The 21,304-nt window shown below is 67.4% G+C and carries 29 protein-coding genes; 10 read left to right on the top strand and 19 right to left on the bottom strand.

Annotated elements, in window-relative coordinates:
• Positions 1–34: 34 nt before the first annotated feature.
• Entirely contained in the window at positions 35–817 is a 783-nt protein-coding gene (locus tag BLQ63_RS15145) for a class I SAM-dependent methyltransferase (protein WP_177154950.1), read from the top strand.
• 267 nt (positions 818–1,084) lie between these two features.
• On the opposite strand, the gene BLQ63_RS15140 is transcribed toward BLQ63_RS15145, so the two are convergent.
• Genes BLQ63_RS15140 through BLQ63_RS15130 form a run of 3 tightly spaced genes read right to left on the bottom strand, consistent with a single transcriptional unit; the run spans position 1,085 to position 3,362 of the window.
• Positions 1,085–1,975, bottom strand: a complete 891-nt coding sequence (locus tag BLQ63_RS15140) for a 5-oxoprolinase subunit C family protein (RefSeq protein ID WP_091036586.1) — start codon at positions 1,973–1,975, stop codon at positions 1,085–1,087.
• On the bottom strand, positions 1,972–2,622 hold the full coding sequence (gene pxpB, locus BLQ63_RS15135) for a 5-oxoprolinase subunit PxpB (RefSeq protein WP_091036583.1): 651 nt from the start codon (positions 2,620–2,622) through the stop codon (positions 1,972–1,974). Before pxpB ends, BLQ63_RS15140 begins: the two co-directional genes overlap by 4 nt.
• Positions 2,619–3,362 carry a LamB/YcsF family protein gene (locus BLQ63_RS15130; RefSeq protein WP_091036581.1) on the bottom strand — a complete coding sequence of 248 codons (744 nt, stop codon included), beginning with the start codon at positions 3,360–3,362 and terminating at the stop codon, positions 2,619–2,621. The genes pxpB and BLQ63_RS15130 overlap by 4 nt, the downstream gene beginning before the upstream one ends.
• 313 nt (positions 3,363–3,675) lie before the next feature.
• Here BLQ63_RS15130 and BLQ63_RS15125 point away from each other — a divergent pair, with 313 nt between their 5' ends.
• The 6 genes from BLQ63_RS15125 to BLQ63_RS15100 all read left to right on the top strand — a co-directional run bounded on the left by BLQ63_RS15125 (position 3,676) and on the right by BLQ63_RS15100 (position 7,255).
• Positions 3,676–4,746, top strand: a complete 1,071-nt coding sequence (locus BLQ63_RS15125) for a glycoside hydrolase family protein (protein WP_143014916.1) — start codon at positions 3,676–3,678, stop codon at positions 4,744–4,746.
• Positions 4,747–4,946: 200 nt separating this feature from the next.
• Positions 4,947–5,351, top strand: coding sequence for a YbaB/EbfC family nucleoid-associated protein (locus BLQ63_RS15120; protein WP_091036578.1), 405 nt, complete (start codon positions 4,947–4,949; stop codon positions 5,349–5,351).
• A gap of 1 nt (position 5,352) precedes the next feature.
• The gene (locus BLQ63_RS15115; RefSeq protein ID WP_091036575.1) at positions 5,353–5,676 is read left to right on the top strand and encodes a type VII secretion target; all 324 of its coding nucleotides are present in this window, start codon (positions 5,353–5,355) and stop codon (positions 5,674–5,676) included.
• 154 nt (positions 5,677–5,830) lie between these two features.
• Entirely contained in the window at positions 5,831–6,319 is a 489-nt protein-coding gene (locus tag BLQ63_RS15110; protein WP_218125284.1) for a WXG100-like domain-containing protein, read from the top strand.
• Positions 6,312–6,818, top strand: a complete 507-nt coding sequence (locus tag BLQ63_RS15105) for a hypothetical protein (RefSeq protein WP_091036569.1) — start codon at positions 6,312–6,314, stop codon at positions 6,816–6,818. Before BLQ63_RS15110 ends, BLQ63_RS15105 begins: the two co-directional genes overlap by 8 nt.
• A 14-nt stretch (positions 6,819–6,832) precedes the next feature.
• Positions 6,833–7,255: a hypothetical protein gene (locus tag BLQ63_RS15100; protein ID WP_091036565.1), complete on the top strand. Its 423-nt coding sequence runs from the start codon at positions 6,833–6,835 to the stop codon at positions 7,253–7,255.
• 114 nt (positions 7,256–7,369) lie between these two features.
• On the opposite strand, the gene BLQ63_RS15095 is transcribed toward BLQ63_RS15100, so the two are convergent.
• The 4 genes from BLQ63_RS15095 to BLQ63_RS15080 all read right to left on the bottom strand — a co-directional run bounded on the left by BLQ63_RS15095 (position 7,370) and on the right by BLQ63_RS15080 (position 11,559).
• Positions 7,370–8,305 (bottom strand): peptidoglycan-binding protein, encoded by a 936-nt coding sequence (locus tag BLQ63_RS15095; protein WP_245680976.1) that lies wholly within the window; start codon positions 8,303–8,305, stop codon positions 7,370–7,372.
• A 1,310-nt stretch (positions 8,306–9,615) separates the two neighbouring features.
• Positions 9,616–10,359 (bottom strand): class I SAM-dependent methyltransferase, encoded by a 744-nt coding sequence (locus BLQ63_RS15090; protein WP_091036561.1) that lies wholly within the window; start codon positions 10,357–10,359, stop codon positions 9,616–9,618.
• A 146-nt stretch (positions 10,360–10,505) separates the two neighbouring features.
• Positions 10,506–10,757, bottom strand: coding sequence for a DUF397 domain-containing protein (locus BLQ63_RS15085; protein ID WP_091036557.1), 252 nt, complete (start codon positions 10,755–10,757; stop codon positions 10,506–10,508).
• A complete protein-coding gene (locus BLQ63_RS15080) occupies positions 10,720–11,559 on the bottom strand; it encodes a Scr1 family TA system antitoxin-like transcriptional regulator (protein WP_091036553.1) in 840 nt (279 codons plus the stop codon). The genes BLQ63_RS15085 and BLQ63_RS15080 overlap by 38 nt, the downstream gene beginning before the upstream one ends.
• A 333-nt stretch (positions 11,560–11,892) precedes the next feature.
• Here BLQ63_RS15080 and BLQ63_RS15075 point away from each other — a divergent pair, with 333 nt between their 5' ends.
• Positions 11,893–12,258, top strand: coding sequence for a hypothetical protein (locus BLQ63_RS15075; protein WP_143014915.1), 366 nt, complete (start codon positions 11,893–11,895; stop codon positions 12,256–12,258).
• A complete protein-coding gene (locus BLQ63_RS27865; protein WP_143014914.1) occupies positions 12,251–12,580 on the top strand; it encodes a hypothetical protein in 330 nt (109 codons plus the stop codon). Before BLQ63_RS15075 ends, BLQ63_RS27865 begins: the two co-directional genes overlap by 8 nt.
• A 69-nt stretch (positions 12,581–12,649) precedes the next feature.
• Here BLQ63_RS27865 and BLQ63_RS15070 read toward each other — a convergent pair whose 3' ends face one another.
• The 12 genes from BLQ63_RS15070 to BLQ63_RS15020 all read right to left on the bottom strand — a co-directional run bounded on the left by BLQ63_RS15070 (position 12,650) and on the right by BLQ63_RS15020 (position 20,057).
• Positions 12,650–13,012, bottom strand: coding sequence for a hypothetical protein (locus tag BLQ63_RS15070; protein ID WP_143014913.1), 363 nt, complete (start codon positions 13,010–13,012; stop codon positions 12,650–12,652).
• Positions 12,981–14,261, bottom strand: coding sequence for a pentapeptide repeat-containing protein (locus tag BLQ63_RS15065; protein WP_091036541.1), 1,281 nt, complete (start codon positions 14,259–14,261; stop codon positions 12,981–12,983). Before BLQ63_RS15065 ends, BLQ63_RS15070 begins: the two co-directional genes overlap by 32 nt.
• 129 nt (positions 14,262–14,390) lie before the next feature.
• Positions 14,391–14,936, bottom strand: a complete 546-nt coding sequence (locus BLQ63_RS15060; protein ID WP_091036536.1) for an SMI1/KNR4 family protein — start codon at positions 14,934–14,936, stop codon at positions 14,391–14,393.
• Positions 14,933–15,463, bottom strand: coding sequence for a hypothetical protein (locus BLQ63_RS15055; protein WP_091036533.1), 531 nt, complete (start codon positions 15,461–15,463; stop codon positions 14,933–14,935). The genes BLQ63_RS15060 and BLQ63_RS15055 overlap by 4 nt, the downstream gene beginning before the upstream one ends.
• A gap of 24 nt (positions 15,464–15,487) precedes the next feature.
• Positions 15,488–16,030, bottom strand: a complete 543-nt coding sequence (locus BLQ63_RS15050) for a hypothetical protein (protein ID WP_091036529.1) — start codon at positions 16,028–16,030, stop codon at positions 15,488–15,490.
• A 55-nt stretch (positions 16,031–16,085) separates the two neighbouring features.
• The gene (locus BLQ63_RS15045) at positions 16,086–16,574 is read right to left on the bottom strand and encodes a hypothetical protein (RefSeq protein ID WP_091036526.1); all 489 of its coding nucleotides are present in this window, start codon (positions 16,572–16,574) and stop codon (positions 16,086–16,088) included.
• Position 16,575: 1 nt separating this feature from the next.
• Positions 16,576–17,112, bottom strand: a complete 537-nt coding sequence (locus BLQ63_RS15040) for a hypothetical protein (RefSeq protein ID WP_091036520.1) — start codon at positions 17,110–17,112, stop codon at positions 16,576–16,578.
• 3 nt (positions 17,113–17,115) lie between these two features.
• Positions 17,116–17,628, bottom strand: coding sequence for a DNA/RNA non-specific endonuclease (locus tag BLQ63_RS28480; RefSeq protein ID WP_177154949.1), 513 nt, complete (start codon positions 17,626–17,628; stop codon positions 17,116–17,118).
• A 293-nt stretch (positions 17,629–17,921) separates the two neighbouring features.
• A complete protein-coding gene (locus BLQ63_RS28475; RefSeq protein ID WP_177154948.1) occupies positions 17,922–18,632 on the bottom strand; it encodes a hypothetical protein in 711 nt (236 codons plus the stop codon).
• Positions 18,633–18,650: 18 nt separating this feature from the next.
• Positions 18,651–18,965, bottom strand: a complete 315-nt coding sequence (locus tag BLQ63_RS15030) for a type VII secretion target (RefSeq protein WP_091036515.1) — start codon at positions 18,963–18,965, stop codon at positions 18,651–18,653.
• On the bottom strand, positions 18,965–19,372 hold the full coding sequence (locus BLQ63_RS15025; protein WP_091036511.1) for a hypothetical protein: 408 nt from the start codon (positions 19,370–19,372) through the stop codon (positions 18,965–18,967). Before BLQ63_RS15025 ends, BLQ63_RS15030 begins: the two co-directional genes overlap by 1 nt.
• A gap of 244 nt (positions 19,373–19,616) precedes the next feature.
• Positions 19,617–20,057 (bottom strand): DUF1707 SHOCT-like domain-containing protein, encoded by a 441-nt coding sequence (locus BLQ63_RS15020; protein WP_091036507.1) that lies wholly within the window; start codon positions 20,055–20,057, stop codon positions 19,617–19,619.
• Between the two features lie 160 nt (positions 20,058–20,217).
• Between BLQ63_RS15020 and BLQ63_RS15015 the strand changes: the two genes are divergently transcribed.
• Positions 20,218–21,303 carry an NADH-quinone oxidoreductase subunit D gene (locus BLQ63_RS15015; protein WP_290427520.1) on the top strand — a complete coding sequence of 362 codons (1,086 nt, stop codon included), beginning with the start codon at positions 20,218–20,220 and terminating at the stop codon, positions 21,301–21,303.
• The last annotated feature ends 1 nt before the right edge of the window (position 21,304 follow it).

Below are 21,304 nucleotides of genomic sequence, written 5' to 3'. Positions count from 1 at the left end.
GGGGCAGTCGTCCGCCGACGAAAGGGGCACCGCCATGGCAACGTCCGACAGGATGCTGCTGATCGCTCTGACCGAGCAGCTCAACGGCCTGACCGCGGCCGTCGCGGACCTGCGCGAGACGCAGCGCGGCATCGAGCGGCGGCTCGAATCGATCGAAGCGGGCGTCGAGTCGAACCGCAAGGCCGCCAACGCCATCGCCCGCACCTCGTACGCGCAGGTCGAGGATCTGCTGGCGCTGTACCGGTCGGTCGGGGCGGACGGGCCGCTGCCGCGCATGCGCGACTTCGCGGCCGGGCCCGAGATCGTGCGGTTCCTGTTCGACGAGGTCGTCGCGCGCGGGGGCGCCCAGGTGCTCGAATGCGGTTCGGGGACGACGACGGTGGTGCTGGCGCACGCGATGCGCTCGCTCGGTGCCGGGCATGTGACGGCCCTGGAGCACGAGCCGCATTACGCCGCGCAGACGCGCGCCGATATCGCCGACCGCGGGCTCGGCGAGTGGGCGACGGTCGTGGACGCGCCGCTGACGGACGTGCACCTCAACGGCGAGGCCTGGCGCTGGTACGACACGGCCGATCTGGCGGACGGCGAGGTCGACCTGCTGCTGGTGGACGGGCCGCCCCAGAAGACCGGGCCGCAGGCGCGGTACCCGGCGCTGCCGGTGCTCGCGCCGCGCCTGGCGAAGGGCGCTCTGGTGGTCCTGGACGACGCGGACCGCCCCGACGAGCGGGCGATCACCGCCCGCTGGGCCGCGGAGTTCCCCGAGTTCGACGCCGAACGGCTCCAGCACGACCGGGGCACGGTGCTCCTGCGGCGCTGAATTCCCGCCGCGGTCGGCCGTCCACAAACCCCCACCCTCCCGAGAGGGGAAAGGCAGTCTGCCGCGATCCTGGCAGCCGGGTCCGACAGGAAATGCCGCCCCGGCGCCGCATCCGCCTGCGGTTCACCCGAAAGCGTGCGCGAAGCCGAGGGCTCCGCGCAAACGCGCAGGAACCGCCGTCTCTCGACGCCGGGCCCCGCGCACGCGCGCCGGGGCGCGGCCGCGCGCGCACCGGCGCAGCGCATTCGACAAGCGCCGGCGCGCGCTTCAGCCCCGCTTGCTCCAGTACGGCATCGGGATCGGCGCGAACCTGATCCCCGTCCCCGGCCTCGCCTGCGCCGCCGCCGCGAGCGACTCCGGGCCCACGACACCGATCACCGGGTACCCGCCCGTCGTCGGATGGTCCGCGCCGAACAGGATCGGCTGCCCGCTCGGCGGCACCTGCAGCGCCCCCGCCACGATGCCCTCGCTCGGCAGCTCCCGCTCCGCGTCGACGCGCCGCAGCGCCGGCCCCTCCAGCCGCAGCCCGATCCGGTTCGAATGCTCCGACACGATCCACAGCCCGCGCGCCAGCTCCGCCACCGCCTCCGGCCTGAACCACTCCAGCCTCGGTCCCAAATGGAGTTTCATGACGATCTCGGCGCTGATCCCCGCCCACGGCGCCGGCCACTGCGTCGGCAGCGGCGGGTGCGCCGGGCTCGGGCCCAGCGGGATCGTGTCCCCGTCCTTCAACGGGGCCGGACCCAGGCCCGACAGCAGGCACGTCGAGTGCGAGCCCAGGCTCGGCTTCGGATGCAGCCCACCGGAGAACGCCAAGTACGAACGCACCCCGACCTCCGCGGGCCCGGCGTCCAGCACCGACCCCGCTCTGAGCTTCACCGGCTGCCCCCACGCCTCGGGCCGCCCGTCCACGGTCACCGGGCACGGCGCGCCCCCGACCACCACGGTCACGTTCCGATGCGCCCGCACCGTGGCGCCGTTCAACGTCGTCTCCAGTGCGCACGCCCCGGTCGGGTTGCCCGCCAACTGGTTCGCCAGCCTCCACGAGGGACGATCGGCCGCGCCCGAGGGCGGCACCGCGAGGTGGCCCCAGCCGGGCCGCCCGGTGTCCTGGCAGGTCGTCAGCGCGCCCGCGCGCAGGATCTCGATGTGGCTCATACCCGCACCGCCGCGAACCGCACGCGCGTGCCGGGAACCAGGAGCGCCGCCGGTTCGCGGTGCTCGTTCCACAGCCGCCCCGGATTCGTCATGGTCGCGATCAACTGCCATCCTCCAGGGCTCGAACGCGGGTACACCCCGGTGTAGGGCCCGGCCACCGCGACCGAGCCGGCCGGGACGGTCGTCCTCGGCGTCTCCTTGCGCGGCACGTGGAACCGCTCCGGAAGCCCCTCGAGATAGGCGAACCCGGGCGTGAATCCGCAGAACGCCGCCTCGTACTCCACATTAGAATGAATGTCGGCCACGTCGTCGGGCGCCACACCCCACATCTTCGCGACCGCCTCGAGGTCCGGTCCGTCGTAGCAGACCGGGATCTCGACGGTCTCGCCCGCGGCCTCGGCCTCCTCGATCAGGGGCCAGCCAGGGAGTTCCGCGGCCAGCAGCTCCGGTTCGTCGATCCCGTCGACCAGGACGGTGGTCGCGCCCGGCACCAGGTCCGCGGCCTCCAGCAGCCCGGACATGCGCCGCGCCTGGAGCGACCGGTAGCAGGACCTCGCGGCCGCCGGTGTGCCGCAGTCGATCAGGATGCTCCGCGGTCCGGCCGGGAGCGGCCTGAGCCGGTGGGCGGTGGTTCTTCCGGTGGTCACGAGAATGCCTCCACGTCGATGCCTCGTTCGTCCAATGCGGCCCGGATCGCCGCGGCCACCGCGACCGCCTCGGGCCCGTCCCCGTGCACGCAGATCGATTCGGCCGCAACCGGGGTGCGCGCCCCGTCGATCGCGGTGACCATGCCTTCCGACGCCAGCCCGATCGCCTGCGCGACGGCCGACTCCGGGTCGAGCAGCGCCCCCGGCGTTCCCCGCGCGACCAGGTGCCCGTCCCCCAGGTAGGCCCGGTCGGCGAACGACTCGCCCACGACCCGCAGCCCCGCCCGCGCGGCGGCCCGGTCGAGCGCCGACCCGCGCTGGGTCAGGACGGTGCCCACCCCCGCGAGCTGCGCCCCCTCGATCACGGCCTCGGCCTGGACCGGGTCGCGTCCGGCCCGATGGTACAGCGCCCCATGGGGTTTCACGTACTCGACGCGTTGGCCGACGGCCTCGGCGAAGACCCGCAGCGCCCCGATCTGATAGGCGACCTCCGCGGCCAGTTCCGCAGGGGGCACGTCGATCTCGCGCCGCCCGAAACCGGCCAGGTCCCTGTAGGACACCTGGGCGCCGATCCGCACCCCCGACTCGGCGGCGAGCGCGCACACGCGGCGGAGCGTGGCCGGGTCGCCGGCGTGGAAACCGCACGCGACATTGGCGCTCGTGACGATCCGCAGCAGTGCGGCGTCGTCGGTGAGCTCCCAGCGGCCGAAACCCTCCCCAAGGTCCGCGTTGAGGTCCATGTGTTCACGGTACCGGAACGCGAGATATTCGGGCGCTTCGGGAACACGGGGTGAAATCACGCCCCCGACGAACACGTTCGGGTGACACCGCCGCCCGCGGGCGCGGTTCCTGTCGTACCCGCGCGGAAGGATGGGCCTACCTTTCCCCGGGAGGGTGGGGGTTTGGGATGGTATTCACTCCCCGTTTCCACTCGACGCCGCCGGGTTCGCTCGGTACGCTTGAGCCCTCTTCCGGCAAACGCTATCCAACCGCTACCTTTCAAGCACCCCACCGGGCCCGGCCAACCGGCCGCCGACTCCCCTTGGAGGAACCATGACGACCGGTCCTGCCCCGAGCCCCGAAGACTTCGCCACCGAGGCGGCCGAGGCCATCGCCGCCGACGCCGACGCCGACACCACCGGGGCCGCCGCTGCCGCCGTCCCGGACCTCCAAGCCGCGACCCCCGCCCCGGTCCTCCAGACCGCCGCCCCCGCGCCCCTCTTCACCGACCCGGTCTTCGACGGCCCCACCGACCCCACCGTCGTCCACGACCCCGCCACCGGCCTGTGGCGCCTCTACTACACCCAGCGCCGCGCCAACCAGCCCGACGGCGGCGTCGCCTGGGTCCACGGCACCGACATCGGCCGCGCCACCAGCCCCGACGGCCGTGTGTGGACCTACACCGGCACCCTGGCCGGCCTCGACCGCGTCCCCGGCAACACCTGGTGGGCCCCCGAGATCCTCCGCCACGGCGACCGCTGGCACATGTACGTCACCTACCTCGAAGGCGTCCGCGAGGACTGGTCCGGCCCCGCCGAGATCCGCCACTACACCTCCGGCGACCTCGAGTCCTGGACCTACCGCTCCACGGTCGACACCGACTCCGAGCGCGCCATCGACGCCGCCGTCCACCGCCTCCCGAACGGCAAGTGGCGCATGTGGTTCAAGGACGAGCGCCGCGAGAGCCGCATCCACGCCGCCGACTCCGAGGACCTCTACACCTGGACCCCGGCCGGCCCCGCCGTCACCGACCAGGCCCAGGAGGGCCCCACGGTCTTCGCCCTCGGCGGCGTCTACTGGATGGTCACCGACGGCTGGTCCGGACTGCTCGTCCACCGCTCCACCGACCTGGAGCACTGGCACCGCCAGCCCGTCCCGCTCCTGGCCGGGCCCGGCCGCCGCGCCTACGACGAGGCCCTCGGCCACCACGCCATGGCCCTCACCCAGGGCCCCGACGAGGCCTTCCTCTACTACTTCACCCACCCCGGCGGCGGGCGCCGCTCCACCGTCCAGGTCGCGCGGCTCCACGTGCGCGAGGGCTGGCTGCGCTGCGAGCGCGACGAGCACTTCGACTACCGGCCCGACCCGGCCCTCGTCGAACCCCTCCGCGGCGGCGCCGCCTGACACGAACGGGCCCAGAGTGTCGCAAGTGCACGGTGCGCTGAACGCAAACCGGTCCGACAAGGGGCGAATCGGGACGCTGACCCTCTGTGAACAAGGTTGCCGAATGCGCTGGTAGAGCGGCACATTCGGGGGACCCGAATGTGGCGGGGCCGGTCTATGCTGAGTCACGAACCGAGTCCACTGAGAACCCCGGAGGCGGCATGTTCGGTGAGGACCAGATCGCCCAGCAGCTGGCCGATGCCCGCTCTGCCCTCAATGACGTCAGACAGCAACAGCAGGACCACCAGGTCCCGCCCGTCACCGCGGAATCGGATGACGGGCGCATCAAGGTCACCCTCGGCGCCGACGGACGCGTCGACAACTTCAAGTTCGTGGAAGAGCGGGTCCTCAAGGAGGGCACCGAATTCCTCGAAGAGGCGCTGCGCAAGATCGTGAACGAGGCCCTCGACGCCCGCGCCGAGTCCCTGACCGCGGACGTGCCGGCGCCCGACCTCGACGCCCTCGGCGAGTCGATCGCCAGGATCCAGGACCAGGGCCTGCAACGGATGCGGGACATGTCCGCGCAGATCAGCACGGTCATGAAGAAACTCCAGAGCGGAGAATGACATGGTCGTGCAGATCGACACCGACACGATCCGCCGGGGCGCGGCCGAACTCGACGCCGCCACCGAGACCGTCCAGGGCCTGATCGACCAGTTCAAGTCCTCAGTGGAGGGACTGGCCGACTCCTTCGGCTCCGACATGATCGGCTCGCTGCTGGACCTCGCGCACCAGGCCGTCATGGAGGCCATCAGCGAGTGCTTCAGCACCAACATCGAAGACCTCCAGGACTACGCCGACACGCTGCGCGAGATGGCGGAGAACCACGACAACAACGACAGCGAGCTCGCCGAGATCTTCCGGCGGTTCCTCACCGAGCTGGGCGTCTAACCCCGCTCGATCCCCGCTTCCCCTGATCCCTTCGCACACAACGGCCGCCGGCACCGGCCCGCATCAACTCCCGCATAACGCTATGTGTCCCCCAAGGCGCTCAGCGTCGCTTCGAACGCCTCGCGCCCCTCCACGAAGGAGCCCCAACGTGGGTATGCAACTGCCATCCGAGCTGCGGAGCTTCCTCAGCATGATCGGATACGACTGGCCCGAGTCCGACGAGGAGAAGCTGCTCGACCTCGGCACCACCTGGACCGACCTGGCCGACCAGATCACCGGTTCGATCGACAAGCTCGAATCGGCCGCGAGGACCGTCATCGACAACAACGTCGGCGCCGACATCGACGCGTTCAAGTCCGAATGGGAGGACGGCGAGTCCGCCGTCCGCAACATCCAGGACATCGGCGAGCCCTCCAACATCATCAGCATCGGCCTGATGATCGCGGCCGGCGTCGTCCTGGCGCTCAAGCTCCAGATGATCGTCCAGCTGGTCACCCTCGCCATCCAGATCGCCCAGGCGATCGCGACGGCCGTGGTGACCTTCGGCGCCTCGCTCCTGGAGATCCCCATCTTCAAGATGATCACCTCGATGCTCGTCGAGCAGATCATCAACATGGCGATCGAGGCGGTGCTCAATGGCTAGGGTTCGCACGCGGGCCGCCCGCAAGGCCACCGCCAAGGGCGCCAAGATCATCTCCGGACTGATCAGCAACACGAAGTTCTTCCGCACCGGCAAAGGAGGCGGAAAGTGGAAGGACGTCAAGATCACCGACAAGGCGACGAAGAACCTGCGCAAAGCGCATCGCGCCCGGATGGGCACCTCCACGTCGAAGGACTACCGCGCCACCTTCTTCAAGAAGAACCCGCACCTCAAGGGCAAAGTGGTCGTCCACCACGCCGTCGAGCAGAACGTCCTCAAGAAGTTCAAGGGCCGGTTCACTCCCAGCCAGATGCATTCCATCGAGAACCTCCGCGGCATTCCAAAGGGAAAGGTCAACGGCGCCGTCCACTTGAGCGAGATCCGCAAGGACTGGAACAAGTTCTACAAGGCCAATCCGAATGCGACCTCACAGCAGATCCTGGACCACGCGACGGAAGTCGACCTGCGGTTCGGCACGAACTTCAATCCCAAGGTCCCCTGAGTTAGGATGCGCCCATGAACTACTACCTTCTGGAACCGGAAGTCGCGGGCGACTTCGGTGACGACACGGAAATGGACTACTCGGTGCAGCCGCCCGCGGTGACCCGCCTCCAGTACCGGTTCCTGGGTTGGCTCGGCGACGAGATCCTGGAATCGACGCCCGCGTTCATCGTGACCGAGCACCTCGCCGGCCTCATCGAGGAGGCCGGCCTGACCGGCTACCGCTTCGCCGAGGTCGACACGATCCTCGACGAGCAGGCCGAGGAACTGGACGAGGGCCCGGTCGAGCTGCCGGACTTCCGCTGGCTCCAGCTCACCGGCAAGCCGCAGGTCGACGACTTCGGCGCCTCGGACAACGGCAGCCTCATCGCCTCCGAACGCGCCCTTGAGGTCCTGCGCCGCGGGGCCCTCAACCACTGCGACATCGAACCCGTCTAGCACGGGTGGAACGGGGGCGGGCGGGGATCACCCCGCCCGCCCTTCGTGTTCGCCGGCGCGGGTAGTCGCGCCGGCGCGGTCCCCGCCGAGATCGTCGGCGGCAGTCACGCGCGGCTAACCGCGGTTGTACTTCTCCCACCAGGTGAAGGAGCCCCTGTAGGCGCTCGGGGTGTTGTCGGCCGCGTGGCTGGCGAGGCCGTTCTTGCCGAAGAAGCAGTCGTGCACCTGGGCCTGCGCCACGCCCGCCATGTCGGTGTCGGCCACCGCGTTCGCGTGGATGTGGTACGAGAACCCCTGCTCGGGGGTGCGCAGCCAGGCCGCGAACCCGACGTCGCGCAGCGCCTTGACCGTCTGCCAGCGCTGCGTGGCGGACATGGACCCGACGGCGATGTCGACCACGCCGCCGCCGTCGTGCGTCCCGGCCGAGTCGGGGTTGCCGGGCGTGTAGGAGCCCTGCGTGAGGGTGAGGCTCCACGACAGCTTCGCGTCGGCGGCCACGAGCATGGCCCGGGTGCGGGCGTTGACGCGCTTGCCGCCGTAGCTGGCGTTGTTGGCCCCCACGCTCACCTTGCGCGTCACCGTGAAGCCCTCGGCCTCGCCGAGCTTGGTGAGCGAGGTCGGCCCCGGGAGGCCGTTGGCGTCGAGCCCGGTGTAGCCCAACGACTTCTGCCACGCGGAGTACGCGGTGATGGTGGAGGTGCCGTAGTGGCCGTCGACCAGCGAGCCACCCAGGAAGCCCTTGTCCCGGAGCGCGCCTTCGACGGCGGTGACGGAGGGGCCCGCCGTGAGCGTGATGCCGGTGCCCGTACGCGGCGGGTCGACCATCGCGGCGACTACGGTCAGCTCCATGTCGACCGAGGTCGCGGCGCTGGCCTGCTGGACGGCGAAGACCGCCGGAACCGTTGCGGCGCCGACGGCCCCGGTGATGAGGGCGGCGCGGCGCAGGACCGCGCGCCTGGAATGGGTCGAACGGATGGTGTCGTCGGCGTGGGTGGAGTGGCTGAACTCGGTGGAATGCGTGTCGGGTGATTCGGACGAGAGATGGGTCATGTCCTTGTGTCCCTTCGAAGGTGACGCACCGAGGGGTGATCGGCGTTACAGCTGACGTCACGGAACCATATCGAAGAAATCTTTCGCCGGGAAGTCCTCCAGCGAAACAAATCTCCAAATCGGCGCACTACGTACCGCTTCGGCGCGTTCGCCGCAAGTGAGACGACCTGCTCGGGGGCGTGTCGAGGAGGTCTGGCGGGGCGCGTGTGGCGTTGCCCGCCAAGGGCTCGACTCGAAAAAGTCGGACTGAGGCTGGGACGTGTTGCGCTGCCGCGGAGTGCGTTGGCGGGGTGTTGGCTGGGTGTTGGCAGGGCGTTGTCGGTGGAGGGCCCGGCTTTTAAAGGGCGGCGGCGACGGTGTGGTGGGTGGTGGGTTGGGGTGCGTCGCTGATTCGGGCACCGTCTGGGTTGGTGTTCGGGCGGGCGGCGACGAAGGGGTGGGGTGTGGGCCGGTGTCCGGGGCGGGCCGGGGGCGGCCGGGGCGCGGCGTCCGCGCCAGCGGTCCCGGTGGGACCGGGTTCGCTTGCGGCACAAGGGGAGTGACTACGAAATGTGAGTGGTGTGTACCCGTGTGGGTGTTGCGGGTGGTGTCTGTGCGAGAGAGAATTGGGGTACGCACAAGGGTAAGGGATTCATACAGGCGGCGGCCGGTGTAAGCAGACTACGCCAAGCCTCTGGCCGAGAGTCGTTCCTCTGTATGGAGCCCCGACACTGCTACTCCATTGAACTGGGGGTTGGTGTGTGGTCGCCCTCGGAGTGCTATCGGGACCCCGCAGCAGTACGGCCCAGAGTGGCCGGATCGGGTGGGGGTGCCCTGTCGGCCGGGATCACCCCGACCGCCGGCAGGCTGGTGCTGTCAACGAGGCACATACCGCAGGCAAAGGCCCTCTGAAGCGCCACCTGCGATGATCACGACCGGTCGGCATCTGCGCCCGATCCACGCGCACCCCGACAGTCCCGACCAACACCCAGCACCACCAGCATTACCAGCACTGGGGTGCAGTACCCGCACGCCCGAACACGGGCACCGGGCGCTGACACCACGACAATGCCCCACCGGCAATCGACCCGATCGCCATCTTCCGCACGCGACAGCTCGAGTGCGGCAACCACAGCGCGCCCAGCGGGGCGCGGCCAGTGCAGCGCCCGACTCTCGAAAGGAGGTGAATACACACCATGACGACCACGACCGACAGGAACCTGACTGCGCCGTTCAGCCGAACCGCCTTGGGGCTCACCGCTGTTCGGTGGCTTACTCGTGCGCGAGTTCTGGCATGGCTATTTGCGGGGTTCAACCCGGCTGAACGACACTCAGGCGGCTTCCAGGACGAGGAACAGGAAGCACAGGAACGCCGAGTCGGGTGTCTTGACATCCTCGGGGAACAGCTTGTGGGCCTCGGGTGCCGGAGGCGGCTCGCTGATGACCGAGATCCGGAACCCGGCTTCGATGAACGCGCCGGTGACTGCTTGCAGTGGCCGGTGCCATTGCGACAGCAGGACGTTCTGGCCGCTGAAATTGCACTCCAAGCCGTATTCGTGGGTCGAGAAGTAGCTGCCGCTGTCCGGGTTGGTGTACTTGTAGACCCAGGGGTGGTTGACGGCCACGATGAGCCGACCGCCCGGCACCAGCACGCGCCGCAGCTCGGCGAGCGGCGCCGTCCAGTCCTCCAGGTAGTGCAGGACCAGGCACGCGACGGCGTCGTCGAACGTGTCGTCGGGGAACGGCAGGGGATCGTTGAGGTCCGCCTGCTGTAGCGCCGCGTCCTCGCCGAGTCGCCGCCTGGCCAGCTCGAGCATCTTGATGCTGGGGTCGACGCCGGTGACGATGGCGCCCCGTTCGCGGAGCGACTCGAAGAGGGGTCCGGCACCGCAGCCGACGTCGAGGATCCGTCGCCCGGCGACGTCTCCGGCCAGATCGACAATCGCGGGCCGTGCGTAGTAGCCGTTGAGGAGACTGGATTCGGTCTCGGCGGCGTACGCCTCGGCGAACCCGTCGTAGTCGCCGGTCGGTGTCTGGTCGGCAAGCGCGGAGGAGTTCTCGTGGTCAGGAGACATCGGCCCATCCTGGCATGGCTCGCTTGCCCGAAGAGCGGCGGTACCAGAAGGATTGGAGGGGCAGAGGTTTCCTGATTTGGTGCGGTGGCTGACCCGCAGCGGGGAGGCACAAAGCGCTTCCAACGGGAAGGTCCGAGAACGGGTCCTTAGCCGGCGGCGCGGAGCAGGCTGGTGAGATCACCTGCGGCAAGGTCGAACACGGGCGAAGCGTCGCCCAGTTTCGAGTCCCGGACATGGAATCCGGCCGACTGGTCGCAGGAGGAAAGCTCGACGCAGTTGGAGTTGTTGTCCCCGCCGCTGCGAGTGCTCTTGCGCCAAGCCCGACGAAGTTCCACGCAGCTGGAGTTGTTGTCGCTGCCGCTACGAGTGCTCTTGCGCCAAGCCGTCACGTCGGTCATCGAGGTACTCCTTCAGCATGATCGATTTAGTCAGCAGGATCTGCCAGAGCTCATCGTAACGTTCGATTCGTGTGGGGTCCTCGATGCACCAGCTGTTGTCCCAGACCTCCGTGTAAGCGAAGGTGGGCCCGCCGAACTGAGCCTTGCCCGCGCTGTAGATTTCGAAAGCGCCACCAGCCTCGGGATGGAGTGCTGAAACGATCCTGATCTCCCAATTGGGTAGGGCTTCGAGTTCGTGCAAGCGGTCGATCTGCTCCTGGCGGTCGGCCGGGCTGAGGAACCGCAGATTCAGGAGCGCGGTCTCGCTGATGAGGAGGACCACCCTCGGATTGTCGGTGCGGGCGAGCAGGGCCCGGATGCGCTCGATCTTGAACGACCAGCCGCGATTGAGCTGTTCGTCGGTGGAGCCTTCAGCCTCGCGCAGGATGTTGAAGTGGTAGGCGCGGGTCTGCGCGATGCCCGGAATGAACAGCGGGTCCCACTTGAAGATCGCGCCGTAGAATCGTTCGGCCATCTGGAGGCAGAGGGCGTTGAAGCGCCGGTCGGTCGGGAAGTTCTGCTCGGCTCCGCTGCGCGCGATGTCGACGAGGTACTTCTTCACCTCCTCGCTGAGTGAGTAGAGGTCGGCGAGCGCATAGCAGTCGCCCACGGAGGGAAAGACTTTGCCTTTCTCCAGATTGGAGTAAGCCTCGTACTGCTTGCCGAGGAACCGGCCCGCCTCGGTCTGGGTGTACTTGATGCGCTGGCGACCGATCCAGGCGGTGCGACCTGAGAACCACTTGGCGAGCTGGGATTGCGCCATCGAAGGCCTCCAAAGTGGGAGTAGTGACTATTCGGCCTCCCATGATGACATTGCGTTGCGACGAAGCAAACACCAATGCTTTTCCGTCACGGCCAATCAATGACGCTTGAACCGTGCCGGTTTTACCGGCACGGTTCGGCCGTCATGGTCAACACGGCGAGCGAACCTACTGGTCAAAGGCTTGCACCGTATCTACATTCAGGATGTCGAGACCGGCCGAACCGGTCTCGACTCGGTGGGACAGCCAGGGGGCCGAGGCCTCCCGACGACAAATCTCGACCTCCTGGCGTTCTCACTGTCGGAAATCCGATAATCCGAAGTGGAGTGGTGGCAATGCCCGAAGCGACACAACCCGGTAAGCCCGATACGGGCCTGATTCGCGGAGTCTTCCGTGATGACTTGCGCCAGTACAAGGTCCGCGCCTCAAGTCCCGATGCGCCCGACTCGTTTCAAGTCATCACCGGCGAGCGCGAGGATATCGTGCTGATCATCTCCGGTCTGAACTCCGGGGACCTGAAAGCCACCTGGGGGCCGTTCTGGCGGTCGCACAAGCCGAACTGGAAGATCTGGGTCGAGGAGTCGGCGTTCCGGGTCTTCTACAACGGCAGCAACCGCGTCCCGGGTCCGGCCGGTCCGAACGCCATGGGGCAGACGCAGCTCGAGTCGGCTTCGGTGTCGTGGCGGTTCTGCGATGGCTAGGACCGCGAACCCTGCCGATGAGGGGCCGTACCACCTGCGTTCGGACGGCGAACCCGGCATAGACGGCCACCTCGGTCATTTTCGCCGGGGTCCGGCGGTGTTCTCGCTCTACCAGGTCTCACCGGTGCCGCACCGGTACACGCCGGGTCCGCCGGAATACCTGATCGACGTGGACGACGGCGCTGGCGCCCGTGAGTGCTGCCGTTTCACGAACGATCCTGCGCCCGAGCCGATGTGGAACCGGAACTGGAACGGCGACGAGTGGTGCGACTGGATCATCGACCAGGCCCTCGCCCTCATCGCCAACCCGGACGACCAGTGAACCCGGTTGAACCCGACCGGTGTTCGGCGTCTTCGAGTGTTTCGGCGCCCTGAATGACCCGGTTCGGGCCTAGGGCCTCGAGGCGGGCCATGTGCCGTGCCGTTCCCGGTATGCCGACTCGATGTCGGCTTCCACGTCTTCTCCGGCGTGGAGACGCACGAGGAACGGAACCAGCCAGTGAAGCTCGGCCGCGTCGAATTCCTCTGCGAAGTTCGGGTTCAGCCCGGTCCCGGTCCCGTCGAGCACGCTGGAGAGTGGGACCCGTCCGCCTACGTTCGCGGCGTGTGGGCCGATCGAGAATCCGACGATGGAGTCCGCGCCGGCCGGATGCAGGCTCACCTCGACGGGGTGGGGCCAACTGCCGGAAGCGGTCTGCGCGAGCAGGAGGAAACGCGGGGGATCAGGTTTCCTCTTCTGCTTCTTCTTCGCCATTCGACTCAGTTCTCGGTGCAGAGGGATGTTCCGGCGCGGTCTCGGAACGGGGGAGATGCAACCCGTCTGATGCTACCGGCCCTTGCGGTGGGACGAACCCGGCGAGGGTTTCCCAGCCGTTCGCTGCGGTGAAGTCGACCGCGCCGCCGGTGAATGCCGCTCCGGTGAAGAGGACTCTGGTGCCTGAGAACGTCGCCCACATGAAGTTGATCCCTCCACCGGAGAAGACGGCCCAGTTGAAGTCGAGCAGGCCTTGTTCGAACCGAGCTCCGGTGAAGTCGACTTCGCCGGCGGTGAACGTGGTGTTCTCGAAGCGCAGCCAGTCCACCGCGAACGTCGCGTCCATGAACAAGACCCTGCTTCCCACGAACTGCGCCTCGGAGAAGTCGAGCCAGGCGTTGGAGAACCTCGCTCCGTAAAAGTCCACGGTGCCTCGTGAGAACCTCGCATTGGCGAAGGCGAATCCGGCGGCCGTGAACACTGCGTTGCGAAACCGCATGACGCCGCCCGTGACCATGATCCCCGACAGGTCGCCGCCGTCGAAATGCGCTTCGGTGAAGTCGAAGTCGTGACCGTGCCAGGTCTTGCCCCGCACCGGTTCCGATCGAAGCCGCTCCCGGATGACGTTGATGATGGTGTGTCGCACCTGCCGCTCCTGGCGGCGCGCCTTCTGCACTTCCGGCTCGACCGGGGTGGCCTCGGCGGTGTCCGCCGTCGCCGATTCGTCGGGCGGTTCGTAGGGCATCCGCAGGTAGGCGCAGAGGACGCTGATGCAGGTCTGGCGGCCCTTGTCCCAATCGTCGGCCAGACCCGCCATCGCGTAGACGCCGGCGAGCCGGTTCGCGGCCTGCTCCGACGACAACTGCTCGGCCGCGCTCTTGAAGCGCTCGTTGAAGACCTTGCCGTCCTCGCGTGCCTCGGCCTGCTCGACGCGGACCTCGGCGGCCTCGTTGAGGCCTTGGCGCCGATAGGAGATCACCAGGGCGAACACGCCGCCGATCCCCGCGATGATGAACAGGCTCAGCCGGATGACCTCGACCTTCAGCTCGTCCTTCAGCGAGGGCGAGAAGACCCCCTGGAAGATCGCCAGCAGAACGAACATCGATGCGACAGCGAGCCCGAAGAACAGCGCGATGTGAAACCACAACCGCAACGGCAGCCAGCGCCCGTCGTCGCCGCTCGCAATGAACCGCAGCTTCGGTGCGACCCGCTGCCGGGCGGCGCCCAGCCGCGATTTCAGCGGATGCACGGCCGCTACGAGCGGAGGCTGCTCGTCATCAAGTGAAGGCGAAGCACCATCGGCTGCCTCAGAAGGGGTGGGCATCCACCAGTTCTACCAGCATCCCCGAGCCGGAGGGTCCCACAATCTGCGCTCAGGTCACTGCGCAGCGAAGTCGGCCGGGTCGACGCGGTCCAGGTGCCGTTGCTTCATGGACACGATGCGTCTGAAGCATTCTTGGAAGTCGTCGAATCGAGCGAGCTCCTCGCCGGAGTCGATCCATACGACACGGCCCGGAGTGGCGGTGCCGGACCGATAAACGACGATGAGGTTGAGTCGCTGACCCGCCGCGATCGGTATGACATCTCTCGGATCGATGCCGATGGTCTCCAGCACCTCTTCATCGTCATATGTCCGCAACAGCTCCTGCGCCGGACTCCAGTTGCCGCCGCCGCGCAGCTCGGGGATGCCGAAAATGCCCATCCCGAAGTAGAACGCCTCCCAGCCGTCGGCGAACAGCAGGAAATCGCGGTACCCCGGAGGAAGCCGCTCGTCGAACTCAGCCTCAAATGCGCGAAGCCCCTCTTCGGTGTTCTCGACCCGGGGCAGCGTGGACGAGTGGATGTTCGGCTCCAGCTCGAGCAGCCGGGCATTGGTGCCGATTGCCGCTCCGAGCAGTGCCAGCCAGGATTCGGAGGCGTTCATCGCGGGCGAGCGGGGTCGTGATTGCCGGACTCCGAGGAGCCGCTACCCGTGTACCGGTTGACGAGTGCACGCTGGAAGTCGAGGATCGCCTGCTCCCTCGGTGTCGGGTCTGTGTCGCCGACAGCGAGTCCGGGCTCGGAATAGCGAGTGTAGTCGGCCTGATAGCAGTGGTCGAAGATCACGACGACCCGCTGCGGAGTGAGCTCGGGTCCGACTTCATCGAAGCAGAGGTAGTAACTCATGAGCAGGTCGGAGGCTCCGGGCTCCTCCGAGTCCTGGATGGGTTCGTCGAAGGCCTCTAGGAGTGCGGAATCAGTCGGGGCGATCGGCAGCGAGTTGCGAACCGCTGTTTGAACTGCGGCAGCAGCGCGGGTGACGAGGTCGAGGACGGTGCTGTCGGCGATGGGGGTCGCGAAGTTCGCCACCGTCCATTGCAGCTGCTCTGCCGCAATGGCGAGCCGTTGCGGCGGCGACATGCCGGCGAAGATCGCTTCGAGCCGGGCGATGCCATTCGGTGAAACGGTCATGCCCCTATAGCCCTTTGCGATGTATCAGGAGTTGTACCGACTGAAGGTCACCGGGGTATCGGCAGGGAAGCGCGGGACCAGTGAGGTCGGCAGCTCTCCGGTGACCAGCCTCGTGAGCACCTGGGTGGTCGACTGCTGGAAGAACTCCCAGTTCTCCCCTGCGAGCTGGAAGAACGCGATCTGCCACTGCTCCGCGGGAACACCTGACTCGGCGATCCAGAACATCTGAACGCCGTCTTCGGTGGTCGCCCAGCTGATGATCGTGAAGGTCCGGCCCTGCAGCTCGGAAGGCATGTCCTCGGGAACATCCTCCCAGTCTTCGCGGAGGTACTCGTCCCAGTACAGCCCCCGCTGAAGGAGGTTGAACAGCTGAATGGGCTCACCGGGTCCGAGAAGCTCGATGTAGTTGTCGTACGCACCTGCGCCGAAGTTGTCGATCAGTTCCCTGTAATCGGCCGGCACATCGTGGCCGAGAGTGGACCTGACGGCGTTCCAGTCGGGTCGGACTGCCGCGCCCTGGCTCATGGCCGTCAGCTGTGCGAGCCGCTGAAGTCGGTCACTGACCATGATGCGCCTCAAGTTCCGCCGAGCGGGGTCGTGACTGCCGGACTTCGAGGAGCCGCTAACCCGTGTACCGGTTGATGAGTGCACGCTGGAAGTCGAGGATCGCCTGCTCCCTCGGCGTGATCTCACGGGCGTCGCCGACGGCGATCGCGGGTTGCGAGTAGCGCCGCAGGTCGGCTTGGTAGCACTGGTCGAACACCGTCGTGAGCCTGTCGGGCCTGATCTCAGGGTCCAGGTCGTCGAAGCACAGATAGAGACTGACGAGGAGTTCATAGGCGCCGACTTCCTCGGTCTCTTCCGAGGCCTCGAACAACGCTGTGGTGAAGCCGTCCTGTCCCGTCGCCGTGGACGCCCCGCGGCCGACCGCTTCGCGGATCGTGGCCGTCGCCCGGGCGACAAGATCGCTGACGACCGGATCGGCAATGGGCGTCCGGAAGTTCGCCACGGTCCATTCCAGCAGCTCCGCCGCCATCGCCAACCGATGTGGCCCCGGCATCTTGCCGAAGGCTGCCTCGACCTGGTTCAGGTCATCCCAGGCTTCCTGCACGTTACGGGTACGGCGTGTAGGTGATCGGCTCTGCCGAGTCGTAGGGCTCGAGCAGCGAGCTGGGGAGCTCTCCTCTGACAAAGGACAGAAGAACCTCGACGGTCGACTCCTTGAAGAACTCCCAGGAGTTTCGCTCCACGGTGTGGAAGGCGATCTCCCATTGTCGCGGTGCGATGCCCGGCTCGGCGACCCAGAAGAATTGGAGCGCGTCTTCCGTGCTGCCCCAATTGATCAGGGTCACGTTCCTGTCGCGCAGGCGGGCCGGAACGGCATCGGGGCGCTGCCCCCAGTCCTGGTGGAGCATCCGGTCCCAGTACAGGCCGCTCTCCTTGAGGTTGAACGACTCCAAGCGCTCTTCCGGACCGAAGATCTGCACGTAGTAGTTGAACAGACCTGCGCCGTAGTTCTCGATCAACTCCCGGTAATCCTCCGGAGGGCCGAAACCGAGCGCGGCCTGCACCGCGGCCCAGTCGGGTCGACTGGGGGCCTCCTGCATACGAGTCAGCTGAGCCAGCTGCTCCAATTGGTTGCTCACCATGGTCTAACTCCAATTGACACTGCTGCGGTCGAACAGAGTGTATCCGGATTCATCCGGCCTCGGGACGTTCGGAATGCTCTCATTGATGGAGACGGGGGGATCTCCGTCGATGGTCTGGGCGTTGATGTTGACGTTCGAGGGGACCTCGCTGCTGTCGTCGTAAGTCAGGTCGACGGTGTACTGGACCTCGCGGCCTTCGTTGAACACGCCGTTGGCGACCTCGTCCTCGACCTGCTTCATCATGGGCGCATTGGCATTGCGTTCGAGTGCGACGAAGTTCTCGTAGTCTTTCCATCGGTCGGCCGGCAGGGTTCCGCCGTCCTTGAGGGTCTGGTTGTCCTGCGCTTGAAGATCCTCGTGGTTGGTACCGCCGAGCTGGGCGCCGAGGATATGGCCGCGGTTTCTCTGGTCGCCGACCTGCTTGCCCGGAGGAATCCCGTTGAATCCCCATTTGGCCATGTCTCTGGTGTTGGTCGAGACGGGGACGGTTTCGCCGTCCCTGAGCGTCACGGTCATGCGTGTGACTCGGCCCTGGCTGTCCCTGGTGTAGGTAGGGGTGTAGTTGCGCGGCGGCGGTGTCGTCGACGACGGAGTGGTCGTGGAGGGTGAAGTGGTGCTCGTGGTGGAACTCGCGGACCTGACTCGTGCGGTGTTGATCCTGCTTCGGGTCTCTCCCTGCGAGCTGGTCTGCCCGCTGGAGGGGAGGGGGCTGTTGGTTCCCCGTCGCCTGCGGGCGTGCAGGCCGATCAGGCCGATGAGGAGGGGTATGAAGGCAGCTCTCATGAGCTTATTGCGCATGTTGTTGCCTCTCATCCGAACAGGAGGTCGCGGAGGGCGGAGATGGAGTCGATGAGGCCGGTGATCCAGCCGAAGATCTTGCCGACCCACTCGGTGATCTTGATGACCGCCTTGGGAATCACCCAGGCCGCGCCGATACCGACGGTGAACGCGACCTCCGCCGCCCAGGCGATCAGCGAGCCGATGCATTCGGCGACGAATTCGCGCACGAACTCTCGGACCATCGACACCAGGTCGCCCGCGCCGCGGGTCGCTGTGGCGAGCGACAGCGCGGTGCCTCCCAGGCAGCCGAGCACGTCGGCGTTCGCGTCGCCCTTGTCGCGGTACGCGTCCGAAGCCTCACCATCCCAGGACTCCACGTCGGCGTCGACGAACGCGGCCAGTTGTTCGGACATCGCGAAACACTCGTTCGCGACGTTCTCCCATGTCATCGCATGTGTCGAAACCAGATCCGGACTGCCGGCGAGCATGTCGAGCGCATCTTGCAGCGGTTCCACGTGCTCGATGAGCCAGCCGACGCCCGCGGACGCGAGCGTGCCGATCGGATCGAGCACGGCACCGACGGTCTCCAGCGCGACGCCGAGACCGGCGACCGACGCGTCGATCCACGAGCCGGAGTCGATGGCCTGGGCCAGACCGCCGTAGGACTCGATGATGCCGGCGCCGGCAATGCCTTTGCCTTCCTGGCTGAGGTCGGCTTCTGTTGCCACGAGGTCGTTCAAGGGGTCACCTTCGCGTATTTAGAGCTGGTCTTCGATGCCGCGATGTTCCTGGGCGGCTGTCTCATCCGCGGATTCGTAGTCGTCGGCAGTGGCCCGCAGCGCCTGGGCGAGGAGTTCGAGGTTCTCCTGGGCCATGGTCGTCAGTTCCTTCTGGTCTTCCTGGCGGCCGGCGAGGATCGGGGGGAGGAACTGGCAGATGATGCCGTAGGCCTCGTTGTCCTGCGAGACGGAGTCGATGGCGCTCAGCACGGCGGCGAAGCGTTCGCGGACCGATTCGATGTTGGCGGCGTGCGCGCGCAGGTCGTCGGTGATGACCTCGATGCTCCCGGCCATCAGAACTCTTCCTCTTCTTCACGCTCGGGGAAGCGCATCTTGACGCTGTCCACGAGCGCGCGGGCCGTCGGTGAACCTTCGGGCAGGCGTTCGCTCACGGCGGCCTCGGCCGCGCGCATGAGGGCCTTGCCCGCGTTGTCGTACGCCTCCATGAACTGCCGTTCGGCGTGGCGCAACTGCATTCGCTGGAGGTCCGGGTGGAACTGCACCCCGATCACCGCGCCGCTGGAGTTGAGCTTGACGGCGACGACACCGTTCGCGTCCATGGCCGTCACGGTGAGCTCTTGCACCGCCTCCGACGCAGCGATGGCCTCGGCCGCGCGCTGGTCGGCGCGTTCCTTCCATTCCGCCAGCGCGGCGCGGGCGTCACCGGGACTGCTGATGTTGGCGAAGGGGCTGTTGTCCATCGCTGCTCCATTCCGAGTGGGGGCCAGCGGAAACCAGCTGGTCGGTCGGCGGGTACAACCCGGATTATATGAAAGCAAGTCTCACAATAGGGTACCGAACAGTAACAGATGAATTCTGTTGTTCACCAACGGGACTGAAGTTGCTGGATGGACTCGGCAGACGGCACGAATCCGGGAGTCACGTCCCGCTCACCGGAACGCCGAAGGCCCGCATCCCATCGGGGACGCGGGCCTTCGCGAAGTGCTAGAACAATCCGGCGAACGCGGCCACCACGAACAGGACCAGGACCACCAGGATCCCGATCGCCAAATACAGGAACAGCTGAGGCGCGGCGATGAACAGCGCCAGGGCGATCACCGCGACGACCGCCGCGGCCACCCCGGCGATCTTCCACTTGCGACCGCCCATGTCCTGGCCCTCGCGCAGCTGCTGGTTCGCCTTCGACAGCGGCGGCCGCATCTCCCGGGTCGGCTCGACCTGCTGGGCGGCGAACCCCGGCGGGGACAGCTGCTGGAGGTCGGAGATCAGAACGTCCAGCTCCGAGTACACCCGGGCCTGCATGGCGGCGTCGACGCGGTCCTGGTACTCGGCCACGTCCAGGCGGCCTTCCTCCACCGCCTGGCGCAGCCGCTCCATGACGACCTGCCGGTCGGACTCCGATGCGCGCATCTGATCGCGGTCCATTCGGCGACACCTCCATAGTCGGATGCTCCCCCAAGGATGCCAGGACGCGACAACACGCGGCCAGGCACTTCCCGAACCGGTGCGAAACTGGGACGATGAGGCGGTGAGCGAGCGCGAGAAAGTCGTCGTCGGCGTCGGAGCCGGGACCGAGCCCCAGGACATGGTGCTCAACATCGGCCCGCAGCACCCCTCCACGCACGGCGTGCTGCGCCTGGTCCTGCGCGTCGACGGCGAGCGCGTCACCGAATGCGAGCCCGTCGTCGGCTACATGCACCGCGGCGCCGAGAAGCTCTACGAAGTGCGCGACTTCCGCCAGATCATGCTGCTGGCCAACCGCCACGACTGGCTCTCGGCGTTCTCCTCCGAACTCGGCGTCGCCCTCGCCGCCGAGCGCCTCGCCGGTATCGAGGTGCCCGACCGGGCCGTGTGGCTGCGCATGGCGCTCGCCGAGATGAACCGCGTCCTCAACCACCTCATGTTCCTCGGCTCCTACCCCCTGGAGATCGGCGCGATCACGCCGATGTTCTACGCCTTCACCGAACGCGAACGCCTCCAGGCGGTCATGGAGGAGGCCAGCGGCGGGCGCATCCACTACATGTACAACTGCGTCGGCGGCCTCAAGGCTGATGTGCCGAACGGCTGGGAGGACCGGGCCCGCCGGGCCCTCGACGAGGTCGAGACCGGCATGGTCCGCCTCGACAAGCTCCTGCGCCACAACGAGATCTTCGCGGCCCGCACCAAGGGCGTCGGGGTGCTCGACGCCGCGACCGCCGCCTCGTACGGCGTGACCGGTCCGGTCGCGCGCGCCTCGGGCCTGGACTTCGACCTGCGCCGCGACGAGCCCTACCTCGCCTACGGCGAGATCGACGTCCCGGTGGTGGTGCGCACCGAAGGGGACTGCCACGCGCGCTTCATCTGCCTCCTCGACCAGGTCGGCGCCTCGATCGAGCTCGCCCGCCTGTGCCTGGGCCGGGCCGCCGCCACCCCCGGGCCGGTGAACACGAAGCTCCCGAAGATCTTCAGGCCGCCCGCGGGCGAGACGTACGTGTGGACCGAGAACCCCTTGGGAGCCAACGGCTACTACCTCGTCAGCCGCGGCGAGAAGACCCCGTGGCGCCTCAAGCTCCGCACCGCGTCCTACGCGAACGTGCAGGCCCTCGCGACCCTCATGACCGGCTGCCTCATCCCCGACATGATCGCCATCCTCGGCTCCATGTTCTTCGTCGTCGGCGACATCGACAAATAAG

The organism is Glycomyces harbinensis (assembly GCF_900101745.1).
GTDB classification, from domain to species: Bacteria; Actinomycetota; Actinomycetes; order Mycobacteriales; family Micromonosporaceae; genus Glycomyces; species Glycomyces harbinensis.
The sequence above is the reverse complement of the archived record's forward strand: the minus strand, read 5'-3'. Positions and strand labels throughout refer to the sequence as shown.